The following is a 13025-nucleotide window of genomic DNA, read 5'->3' as shown; positions in this document are numbered from 1 at the left end:
ATCTTATTGAATATCAGCACAATTCAATTCCTTTATAACAAAACCACTTCGTTTTTTAGTTTTAACGTCTGATTCTTTCATATTCTCTATCAGGATATTTCTTGTAGTATATGCTTCATCAATCCGATTTTCACCAATCACAACTTGTCGGCAACCATTCAATAAAAATGCAGATTTCTGCCACGTATAAGGCTTGTAATCATCCGTTTTGATTATTTTGTTATCAATAAAATATAATCCATCGACAGAAATAGCCCTTACCAGAGGAGCATCGAAAACTTTGAAAATATTATTCGATATATTAATATTCTTATGGTAAGTTTTATCATCTATTGTTCGTGGCACATACGATGGAGTGATAGTTATTATAGCTTCACCCCATTCACTACGAGAGCCACTCTTATTTCCCGATGTCAAGCAATTGTCAAATATATTATTCCTAATCAGAACATTATTATTGGCTCCTGCTTCATACCAATAATCAAAATCTCCTTCAAGCAAAATAGCAGCACCTGCCGATGCAAAATAATTATCTTCTATGATAACATCTTTCGGAGTCGTGACAAGTATTCCTCTTGCTCTATTTCGTTTTAATACCTTACAATTACGAATTTCTAAACTTGCACTCCATGTTTTACATTCGATAAAATCTCCACCCTGAATATTCTTCGGTATAGGTTTAGCAAAAGTGAGTAAATAATCTCCCCCTTTTTCGTCAGTTAAAGAGTCCTTCTTTATTACTTTATTAACCTCTCCACGTTGAGCATCGTCTAGTTGGATGAACCAGTATTCATCGCCAACGGTTACAGACATTCCATTACCTTTACCATTAGAAGCAACTCTCAAAGTATAATCATCTACGACATCAGTTATCTTAACATTAGTTCCATGTACATTTATAAAATCATCTGCCTGTCCAGTATGCGCACAATTTTGGACTAGAATAGTTCCTGCACATTCAGCAAAATGAGAAGCATCAGCTACAGAGCTGAAATATCGACCTTTTTCGTCATTAACAATCACTGATGCATTATCCATTGTTATATTTTCTGTGCGATATCCCAAGAATGCATTGCCCAAACTATGATATAATTTGATATCCTTTAGCAAAATATCTTTACTATGAGTCATCACAATACCATTTGCAAAATAACGCACATGAAAGAGAGTTACAACCATCTTATTGGGATCCGGTTTTATAGCAGGTTTTCCGTAAAAACGGATAACACCTTTACTTATTTCTTCTGCAGGTTGTTCAAATATATCACCTAGAGTAGAATCCCATGTATTGTACGCTATCTCTTTACTGTCTTTGTCATACAATGTAGAATACATCGTTATAATAGGTAATTCCCACCCTTCACCAATAAAAAGGACTTTTCCATTTGTCACCTTATAAGGATAATTATCCTTATCTACTTCAATATCGAGATAGTTATCCTGAGCATTAATAATTTCAGCTTGCGATATCATCGGATGGTCCCAATCTACAGAAAAGTTTTTTAATATTATATCCTGACAATTATGGACAGACATTATTTCCATCTTACCATGATAAATGAATTCAGAATCGTTACCATCTAAGGTAAAACCAGTAAGTCCCTCAAAATTTATACCAATTGTTGCTTTTTGCTTAAGAATATTCTTTTCTTTTAATTGACCTTTATCTGGATAAAGGTCATATCTACCTTTAGGGAAAGTAAGAGTTCTTATCCTTTGCTCTTTACAGACTTCCAAGGCTTTTATAATGTAAGGACGAGCATCTTCTCCTGTATTAGGCAGAAGTCCAAACTCACTTATTGATATAAATGTTCTTTTCTGACAAGACAAGCTTGTACCTATAAGCATCGTCATCAAGATTAGAGCACAAAAATTTCGCAATTTTAATTGATAAACATTTCTCATACAATAGTTAATCTTCAAAGAAGCATCCCTTTGAACTCACTCAATTATAAAATACCAAACATATACCTTTCTCTGGCTAACAACATTAACCTGCCTTTTCTAGTTGACAGGTAATGTCATTAGATAAAGTTCAAATTCCACCTCCACTTTTTAGAGTTAGTGAAGTACTACTTTTATAGTATTTCCTGCGTGTATACGGAATTGTTGCGTTTTTCTACCTTTCTGAGTTATATTGACCTGCAAACGTCCATCAGAAATACGCTGTACAATAATATCGAAATCTGAATCAAACGCTTTAATATGTTTTAAAGAAGCTTGATCCCATTTTGTTGGGAGTGATGGAGTCAGATCGAATGAGCGGAGTCCTGTAGGACGAAGTCCAAATAAGCCTTCAGTAATAACTCTACAGTAAAGACCACTCTCGGCCGAGAGATGTCTTTGTTCACCTTCGGGCCATGCTTCAATAGGGTATGGAACATGGTCTCCCAACAAACGTCGTTCTGAATAGTGATGTAAAAACTCAGTAGCACGATCTGTCTGCCCTGCAATGTAGATACCTCGTAAGGAGTATAAAGTTGATCGATCCCAGAAAGTTGTACTTCCTTGCTCTGTTAACAGTCCTTCTTCAGTCATTAATTCTGGACCTAAAAGAGCTTGTACTGTCCCTTCTGTTCTACCTTTCAATCCTGCGATGAGTGGCATACATATCCATGAACGCAATTTCGTATTTCCATCGTAGTATCGATATGTTTCATATCCTCCAACATTCGCACCAAAGTAATTTTCAATAGCTTTTGCCAATACCTCTGACTGTTGCTTATACTCCTGTATTTTTTTTGTAGACTTTCCAAGTTCTTGAGCTAAATATATTGTTGAACGAAGTGCATCATAATAGAGTGTTGAGGTACAAAGATTTGCCTTACCTGCAGGGAAACGTCCTTCCAGTTCATCGGTATCTGAAGCAACTACACCCTCAGGAAGGAGTTGTCGACGACAGTATTCAAGACACCATTCAATAAGTGGCCATAACTCTTCAGCTTCAGCTCTCACTCCTCTACTCAGGGCATAACGTGCAGCTCCGTACGCTATCATCGAAGCGTCGCCACGATCTCCAGCTCCATTCCAAATATCGTCGCCCTCAGCAATGATAGAACTTGGTATTGCCTTGTAATCTGGGCTCATAAAACGGGCAAAGTGACGGAAAGAGTTTAATGCCGATTCGTTTCCGATATCATATCCTAAGAAAGGGAAAAATGGATTGACATATTCGGCTTGGTCATTAGCCCATATGGCAGCATAGTAACATTCTCCTCCAGGAGCATGCATATATCCCCTTCGAGTACGGAATATACTCTCTGATGCACGGAATTTAGCATAACGAAATTCGGTATTAATAATCGGATCTGGAGTTTCCAAAATTAACGATCCTCCAACATCCTGACGTGCGAACTCCATACGAGAAGCGTATTCCTTTGCAACATCTGGCCACTGAGGCTCCTCTCCATCTCGGTATGCCTGCAAAACAGCATCAAATACAATCGAGTCATTAGGTTGCAAACGGTGATTTCCAGTTCCCAAAAGATCTGCACGCAACACATATGCCTGTTCTACAGGGCTTTTTGCCGGATCGGTTGTAATGACTTGCGAAAATTCAGGAATTGTAACCTCAAATGGTTTCGAACTGATATTTCGGATTATGTAACGCTCACAAACAACCGGCAATGTTCGAGACGGAAAAATAGTCCGAACCATTTCTATAACCGGGTCGGGATCTTCAGAATATGATGATCCTGCTCCAACCGAATTGAAGCTCCACATACTTTGCACAGTAAGTGCTCCATCAATAGCCACAGTCTTAACTTTTTCGAATTGTAAGGCTGAGGCATTGAATCCAACTGGATTAGTATTAATAGCCAGCATAGATGCAAAATTGGTTGCAAAGCGACTCATTAGACTGGCGTGCGTATCATTTGGAAGTACACGTAACATGGGAAACACTAATGAGCGTTCAGCATGAAAAGCTCCTTTTTTATCTACACCCCACCGGAGGATTACCGAAGTCTGCTCACCACTCATTTCGATGTGATCGTTGTGAGGCAAATCACCACTCGGATGCCAGACAATTCCTCCTCCAGCATCTATTTGCCAACGTTGGGCTGAGACTGTGAGTATGGATGTGGCGAACATAATTATAAATAATAAATTTTTCAACATATTTTTTAGATTAAAGTGTTTGACAATCATTCAAAATAACTCTCTATAAAAGTACGCACACGCTCTGTATAGGCTTCTGGCTGATCAAGATAAGCAGCACCATGATCCACATCTGGAAGAATCCACAATTCTTTTTCTCCAGGTTTGGCTTCGTATAGACGATGTACCATCTCTACTGGCAACAAAGAATCCTTCTCGCCATGAATAAAGAGCATTGGAAGATTACAGTTGCTCATACAGTTAAGAGGCGAAGCCTCAGCAAAGCTCCATCCATAGAGAATTTGACACCACATATCACCAAGGTTAAATAATGGGAATTTCAGATATTTCAAATCTTCGTTCCACGAGACAGAAAAAGCATCCTTAACCGAGGTGTATCCACAATCTTCAATCGCACATCGTACTGTTGATGGTAATTTTGAATCTCCTGCTGCAATCATAGTCGTAGCTCCACCCATCGAGATTCCTTGAATAACGATTTGCGTATTTCCTCCAAAGATTTCATCAGCAATTTCTATCCATCGAATCACTTCGTGTCGTTCTGCCCACCCCATATAAGTAGCTCCACCTTCGCTTTCACCATGCCCTCTTAGATCAGGAAGGAGAACATTTAAACCTAGATCATGATTGAACATGTAACCTATCATAAGCATTGATAATCCCGACCCCTGATAACCATGTAAAATTACTGCTGTTCGATTAGTTGGTTCAGCTGCTGCAATCCAACGTGCATACAATCGCTCATTCTTATCGTTCAAGATCGTCGTATCACGTAATGCACCATAAACTTGAATTGAGTCGAGCCATTCTGTAATTTGCGGATACGAATGTCCCATACTTTCATAAGTAGCCTTATCACGAGGTGGATGCAGCGCAATATAACAAAGCCGATAGCTCCAGAATAAAGCAATGACTAACAATATAACAGCTACTGCTCCACCCCAATATAATATTCGTTTTTTAACCATGTTTATTTTATTTATAAATACAGATGTCTTGCAAAAATTTACATCTCAAATACACAATTTGAAAACATAAGTTTGTTATAACTACACAGAGAACTATTTACCACATATAGCCACTAGTTTTCGTAAAAATATTTATTTGTATTATTCTGAATCTCTATTTTTTCAACATCATTTCCTCCCACATTTTTACATTCTGTAATGCTAAATGAGAAATCGGGTTTCCACTTGCTAAAATCATTATTGTCAATAATAATATGATTACAATATTGAGCATCAATGACAGATAAACTTGGGAATATAGCTGAATGAGTTTTTGAGTCTATAAACTGATTGCCTTTAATGATCAAGCTATCAACACTAAGTGCGTATATCACCTGATTATCGAAAGTCTTTATAACATTATTCTCGAAGATAACTTTGCCATGGAATATCCCATCGGCTCTATTATCTTTAGGGATAACCGGATCAATCTGAAGAATAGCTTGTGGATTATGCCCACCTTTGCCTAAATCTTCGAATGTATTGTTTTTTATTGTAACATCGCTAATACGACCAGACTCGAACCAATAGTTAGCATCTCCACAAATACGAATTCCTGCCATCATGGATGCAAAGTAATTATTCTCAATATTTACTCTACCTGAAGTAGATATTAGTAAACTTCTTGCCCTATTGTATCTGACTGAACAATTGGAAATTTCCACATCAGGGTAATATGAAATATTATCGACAGCAACCGATAAATTCTGATAAGCAGTCAAATCTTGATCCACTTCTAGTACATAATGATTTTCGTCGATTTGCTCTAGTTTTTTTATGACAGATTTCGATAAAGGCATTAAATTAGCCCTATTGAGAAATAAAATACTATCGCCTGGTTTACCCAAACTGAAGCCTTCTTGTTGAAAATGTCCAAACGAAAGAGCAACTTTGTTTTCTCCCAGATGTTCTGTTACACACATATATGTTCCATGTATATTTGTTGCATCATCAAGCATACTTTCGAATATGCACTTATTTAGCTTAACAAGACCACTACAATTTACAAAATGAGTTGCATCAGCAGAAGCTGAGAGCATTTTACCCGAACCATCATGTACTTTTACTTTATACGAATCGAGCGTTATATTTTCAGATTTCTCTGCGATTAGAGCCATCGCTCCAGCTCTAAATACAGTAACATTTGTCAGATTAATATTAGCTGATTCTTGAATAGCAAATCCAGGAACTTCTCTATTCTTGCCATGAGGCCCTTTATCCGTATATATTGCCCCAACAGGTGGTACATCCACCGATACTACACCCGATAAGCGTACTACTCCTTCTGCAACCTCATGTGCTGTAACCTCATGTGAATTTCCTATCTCGTACTTCGAGGTAAAATATATTGGAGAACGAGTTTCACAATCAAATACGATGTTCTCACCCAAACCTATCTCCCAATCATAACCTTTGAAGAATAGTTTATTGTCTTCTATTTTGTAAGGTGTATCATCATCTATTTTAAGATCAAAACTCATTTTCTCCTTATCGTTAGCAATAACAGTACCTTCAAGCACAAAAGGATAATCGTAATCTATTTTTATATTCTCAATACTTATATTCTCGCTTTCATAGAGAAAAAATGGGACTAATTTTCCATGAAACATGAAACTTGTATTTTCAGTACCTTCTATCGTCACATTTTTCATATTTTGAATAGGGAAAACTATTCGTTTAAGTCCATTATCATTATTGGATATAGCCAAATACTTTTCATATGCCTTTTCAGGATAAAATTTATATGAGCCATCGCCAAATTTTATTTTGATATTACCCTTAGGATTGGACTTTAGAATATCCCATATCAATGGAGTATAGTCCTCTACATCTTCAGAGAAAGGTACTTCGACTGTTTTTTCTGATTGAGGCGAAGCACATCCTATCAGAAGAACTGTAAATATGAATAATATTATAATTCTCATTTTATTATTTTTATACAAATGGGTTGTCTAGCTGGGACAACCCATTTTTATCATTAAACTTGTATCTCTACATTCAATTTATTGAAACTTTATTACGTAGATATAGTTACACTATTTATAAGTAATTGTTCTATAAGCGAAATCTCTAATTCCTAAATTATTTTGATTTGATCCGTAATAAATCTTAACTATAACAGCTCCTTCCAAATCCCCTTTGCTGCTTATCAGATTAGGGTAAGTTGCAGGTTCTTCCTTGTCAGTTATACTTATAGGCTTTTCCCAGTTCAGACCATCTTCACTAGTGGACATATATATGGCTTGTCCCCAACTAGAATAAACCATTACCCATCGCTTAAGATAACTATTCCACATCACAGACGGATTTGCCCCAGCAATAGAAGATAAACCTTCTATCTTGTGATCAACCCCTCCCAATCCGGTGGCAGCATCAAATCCTGAGATAGCAAAATCACTTCCATTCCATTTCTTCCAAGAACCTGAGACTCCATCATTTGCATCAGATGCAGCCATACAGATTTTAAAGTCTTCATCTTCGATATGAGCTGAGTAATAACAGATAAATTTACCTAACTCTTTATTATAGACAACACAACCATCACCTAGACCACTCCATGTAGGAGTAGTTGGTTTTGGAAAATTCACATTCAGTATTTTCTCTCCCGAAGTCCACGTCTTTCCATTATCAGAAGAATAAGCTACCCCTACGCTTTTATAAGCTATTCCATCACCCGGCCAATGGCTTTCGGCATGAAAGAAACCGGCTAAACGTCCATCAGACAATTTATGCACACCTATAAACCATGAACCTCCATCATTAAATCCGGCTATATCACTAATACCTTGTCCGAATACTCTGTTAGCTTCTGTTACTTGTGATATATGATCTTCTGGATAAGGAGTATCAGCTTCTGTGCGATAACTATACTTCTCACCCCAAAAGCAAATATATTTACCACTTGTATCATCTTTTATTATAGATAATTTACCATCAGGCCAGTAACCCTTCATATCTGCATCCACTTGATTTATAATACTTTTATCAGATAATGTAAATTGATCCCATTCTCCGACTTTATTAGGATTATAATTATCATCCGGATCAGGAATTATAGTGCTCTGACTATTGTCGTATTTAGTATCCAACCCAAGCTCTTTGTCACATGAATAAAATGTGATCGTTGCGGCCACTAATAACATTCTAGATAATATATGCTTCATAACTTTAATTTTAAATTATTTCCACAAAGGATTCTGTGTTATTTTACCATTTGACGTATCTATGACATCCTGAGGTACAGGCAATACAATATGCTTTGCTTTGAAATTTACGGCTTGCTGAGTATGTTCTAAAGTTTGCTTATATTTGCTAAGCGACTTAACGGCTTTTTCAAGTTTTCCAAATCTAACAAGGTCAAACCAACGATGTCCCTCGAAACAGAGTTCAAAACTTCTTTCTTGTAAAACAGCATCCATAAATTTATCATATTCCATGGTTGGTAAATCGACACTAGCATTAGGAGTGTTAATATCAACTCCAAAACCACGTCGTCTTACTTTATTGAGATTCTCCAAACCTTCGGATGTCGGATTTTGACCTGCTCTAGCCGAAGCTTCGGCTTGCATAAGAAGTACATCTGCATAACGTGTTATAGGAAAGTTTATCGGATTGGACCAGTTGACCCATGTACTACCTCTGTCTGCCTCATTCAATGGGTGTCTAAATTTATAAACGAAGAAATTATTTTCGAGAACAGAAGGAGTTCTATCCACAACTAATTCATCGCCTTGAAGAATATATCTGAAATCAGCTATGCTGTTACGTCTGTTATCTTTAGAATCAAACTTCTCATAAAATTCTTCACATGTTCTTACTTTTTGCCAATACAAATCATACGGTGTCGAAATGCCATCCACAGTACCAACCTGTCCTCCGTAATGAGTTGCATCTTGGGTATTCGAGAAATCAACATCAAAGATGTATTCTGAGCTATATTCATTACTTGCATCGAAGAGGCTAAAATAATTATCAACCAAATTAAATGACCCACTATTAATTACTCTCGATGCGGCCTGTTCTGCTAAACTTGCTGCATTAGGATCATTCAACGGCTCGCCGGCCATTTGTAAATATGCTTTAGCAAGAAATGTTGTAGCCGCATATTTATGAGCACGACCATTTGTGTTAGTTATAGGAAGTAATTCTTCAGCTTTTTTGAAATCACTTATTATTTGGTCATACACTTGTTCTAACGAAGCTTTCTCCGTATTGAGAGTACTTACATCTACCACTTCATGTAAAACAAGAGGTATTTCGCCAAAATATCTAGCTAAGGTGAAATAAAAGAATCCTCGTAGAAAATAAGTTTCTCCTAATATTCTATTTTTGTCTGTTTCCGACAATTTAACATTACTTGTTTCGTATCTATCAAGAATAGTATTGGCACGAGAAATTCCAACATATTGAACAAACCATGTTCGCGATACAATGTAATTATCCGGAGTATAGGTATAATTAGATATCTGTTGATCGTAATCTCCATATATAATGTAGCACTCATCGGTACCAACCCTTCCCAAATATAACAGTCCTTCGAAATAATTTCCCCATCGATGTCCGGCATCCCATTCAGCCGATGTGAGTGTATTATAAACACCTGTCAATGCCATCTCAAAATCCTCTTTTGTTTTAAAGAAGTTTGATGTTGAGATATTACTTTTAACTGGTGCATCCAAAAAGTCGTCACAAGACCAAAAGCTAAAGGTGACTAAAAGAATCAATATATATTTTTTCATCTTATTCTTATTTAAAAAGTGATATTAAAACCTCCTGTAAATATTCTTGCTTTAGGGAAAACGCCATAATCAAAACCTGAGGTAAGAGCTCCAGACATATTCTCTGCTTTTTGTGAACCTGTAATTTCAGGATCATAGCCCGAATATTTGGTAAATGTGTAAATATTATCAGCTGCTACATATATCTTAACATTTTTCACAAATCCTATTTTATTTAGTACTTTAGAGGGAACAGAATATGTTAATCTAGCTGTTTTAAATCTAAGGTATGATGCATCTTCAACAAAGGCCGATGATATAGTACCGAATAGCATATCGGAGTATTGTGTACTTGTCGGATTATCCGGCGTCCATCTATCTTTGAAAAATCTCATTTGATTATATTGCGTAGAGCCAAAGCGTGCAGCTTGCACATAATTCGCATTATATACATCATTGCCGTATGAATACTGAAAAACAAGATCCAAATTGAAGTTTTTCCATCGCAGACCCGTGCTGAATGCTCCGAAGAAATCAGGAAGGGTATTGCCTATTACTGTTCTGTCATCCGATGTTATATTACCATCCTCTGATATATCTTTATATTTAATCCAACCAGGCTTCTCTCCTATTCCTGCAATAGCTACATTCTCTTTAGCTGTCCCATCATTATAGAAGTCATTTGCTCCATATACACCTTCAGCCCGATAACCATATATTTCACCAATAGAACCTCCTTCTCGTAAAATTATTGCCTGCTGTCCTTGAGATCCCGACAAATAACTTATTCCGAGATATATAGGAGCTCCATTTTGCCCTAGTTCTTTGATCTTAGAAATGTTCTTTGAGAAGTTCAGATTAAATGTCAAACCTAAATCTTTTTTATCAATAATCACAGTGTTCAAACTGAGTTCGATACCACGATTATTTAACTTCCCTATATTTCCCCATGCCTTATCAAAACCTGAAATATTCAGAACTGGAGCTTCAAGCAACAGATCATTCGTTGTTTTATCATATAAATCGGCTGTCAAAGCTAAACGATTATTGAATAATCCAACTTCAAGCCCAATATTCCATTCTCGTGTTTTTTCCCATTTCAGATTCTCGTTTGCCAAACTAGCGGGCGATTGTCCCACCGATATAGAATTATTGAAACTATAGTTTGTCGCATACAATTGAGAATAAGCTCCTGTAGTAGGGACATTTGAGTTACCGACTTCACCTAAACTTAATCGAAGCTTAAGATTTGATATTTCATCTATTTTCTTGATGAAATCTTCTTCCATTATGTTATAAGCTAAAGCACCCGAATAAAAATTACCCCATTTGTTATTTACAAAAGCTGATGTACCATCTCTACGCATAGTAGCTGTTGCTAGATATTTCCCTTTATAAGAGTAATTTACACGACCGATAAATGATAAATATTTAGTTTCTCCAACACTTGTGTAAATCTTAAAATTTTTTGCCATCTGGGCATTATCGTACCCTAGAGATTCGTTATCGAATGAAGAGAACTCGCTTCTTGAATAGTTACTTTTCCAACCCTGTTCTGTAACACCGCCTAAGATATTTAAGCTATGACCACCTTCGAATTTAGGCATCCATGTTATAGTATTTTCGTTAATCCAACTATCATTATTGATATTAGATACTATACCCAATCCATTATAAAATTTACCTGTAGGCGTTGATTTAGGATAAAATTGTTTTTGATTTAAATTATATGTATTATATCCTCCTGTAATTTTCAAAATTAAGTTATCAAGTATTTTGTATTCCGCATAGGCATTAAAAGTTGTATTTTCCATTACTTTGTTCATGTCTATACTTCTAACCATATTTAATGGATTATCACGATAACCAGCTAAGTCACTATCAATAGTACCTTGATCAACTCCAGCTCTTCTGAAGTAGGCTTGTGTCGTTTCGTCTAGAATAAAAGGACGTGCAAGTATAGTACCGATGATCGTACCGATTGCAGAGCCATCTCCTCCTCCTGTAGGTACTCCTTTATCACTCACTCTATTGTAGTATATATCGGCACCAACTTTAAGCTTACTTGATATCGAATGATCTACACCCATCTTTGCTGTAAATTTTTTCCAGTCTGTTTCTTTTATGATAGATTGATTTTGCATGAAAGATGATGATATCATGAAGTTTGTCTTTTCCGTCGAGTTCTGCATCGACAATGAATGGTTTTGAATGAAACCTGTACGATACACTTCATCTTGCCAATCGACTGAACGTATATTGGGATCAAAGTTGTGCATTTCTCCAGTCTTCTGATTAACGAACATACCATTATTCGGACTAGTCAAAGCCTGAAACTCGGCATATTCTTGGAAGTTCATTACATCGTATTTACGAGGCAGATTTTGAGAACTATAATATGAGTTATATTGTATTCTAGCTCCACTACCTATCCCCTTTTTAGTCGTGATCAGAATGACACCATTTGAGCCTCTATTGCCATAAATAGCTGTAGCTGAAGCATCTTTAAGAACCTCTATTGACGCAATATCATCAGGATTTATAAGAGAGAAAGCGCTACTACCTCCACCTTTATCATCCATTCCACCACCTGCACTAGTACTATTTTCGAATAAAGGGAAACCATCAACAACAATCAAAGGTTGTGTAGAGCCGGTCAAAGAGTTTGCTCCACGTATAAGAATATTAGAAGAGCTACCAGGTTGTCCGCTACCTGATTGGACCATCAAACCAGCTACACTTCCCGATAAAGCATCATCGAGCGATGAAAGAACACTATTTTCTAAGTCTTCTGAACGGATCGATGAAACCGAACCAGTAAAATCCCTTTTACGAGTAACTCCATATCCAACAACTACCACTTCATCAAGTCCGACAACATCCTCTTTCATTACCACTTTAAGGTGTGTACCGTTACCTACCTTAATACGCTCTGGTTTAAATCCCATCATTGAGAATTGAAGTATACTTTCTTTTCCTAGTACATTTATACGAAATGCACCATCAATATCTGTAACTGCATTTGTCTTTTCGCCAACAGCTACCACTACTACTCCAGGTATGCTTATTCCTGTTTCATCCAAAACCACACCTGTTATTTCTGTTTGGGCATACGTTGCTATGCTCAAAAGTAAAAGGCATAATGCTATTATATGTTTTTTCATATTTTTAGTCATAAATA

General features: G+C 36.5%; 7 protein-coding genes. All 7 read right to left on the bottom strand.

Features of this window, described 5'->3' with window-relative positions:
- Nucleotides 1-3: 3 nt before the first annotated feature.
- The 7 genes from DHU68_RS13670 to DHU68_RS13640 all read right to left on the bottom strand — a co-directional run bounded on the left by DHU68_RS13670 (nt 4) and on the right by DHU68_RS13640 (nt 13008).
- The gene (locus DHU68_RS13670; RefSeq protein ID WP_108823564.1) at nt 4-1848 is read right to left on the bottom strand and encodes a hypothetical protein; all 1845 of its coding nucleotides are present in this window, start codon (nt 1846-1848) and stop codon (nt 4-6) included.
- Nucleotides 1849-2061: 213 nt separating this feature from the next.
- On the bottom strand, nt 2062-4119 hold the full coding sequence (locus tag DHU68_RS13665) for a hypothetical protein (RefSeq protein WP_255412515.1): 2058 nt from the start codon (nt 4117-4119) through the stop codon (nt 2062-2064).
- A gap of 26 nt (nt 4120-4145) precedes the next feature.
- Nucleotides 4146-5087 carry an alpha/beta hydrolase gene (locus DHU68_RS13660; RefSeq protein WP_101690427.1) on the bottom strand — a complete coding sequence of 314 codons (942 nt, stop codon included), beginning with the start codon at nt 5085-5087 and terminating at the stop codon, nt 4146-4148.
- Between the two features lie 113 nt (nt 5088-5200).
- A complete protein-coding gene (locus DHU68_RS13655; protein ID WP_108823563.1) occupies nt 5201-7051 on the bottom strand; it encodes a right-handed parallel beta-helix repeat-containing protein in 1851 nt (616 codons plus the stop codon).
- Between the two features lie 111 nt (nt 7052-7162).
- On the bottom strand, nt 7163-8290 hold the full coding sequence (locus DHU68_RS13650) for a sialidase family protein (RefSeq protein ID WP_108823562.1): 1128 nt from the start codon (nt 8288-8290) through the stop codon (nt 7163-7165).
- Between the two features lie 15 nt (nt 8291-8305).
- On the bottom strand, nt 8306-9865 hold the full coding sequence (locus DHU68_RS13645) for a RagB/SusD family nutrient uptake outer membrane protein (RefSeq protein ID WP_108823561.1): 1560 nt from the start codon (nt 9863-9865) through the stop codon (nt 8306-8308).
- Between the two features lie 11 nt (nt 9866-9876).
- A complete protein-coding gene (locus tag DHU68_RS13640; protein ID WP_108823560.1) occupies nt 9877-13008 on the bottom strand; it encodes a TonB-dependent receptor in 3132 nt (1043 codons plus the stop codon).
- Nucleotides 13009-13025 lie beyond the last annotated feature (17 nt).

The organism is Dysgonomonas sp. Marseille-P4361, assembly GCF_900343125.1.
In the GTDB taxonomy this organism is placed as follows: Bacteria; Bacteroidota; Bacteroidia; order Bacteroidales; family Dysgonomonadaceae; genus Dysgonomonas.
This window is presented reverse-complemented; position numbering and strand designations above follow the sequence as displayed.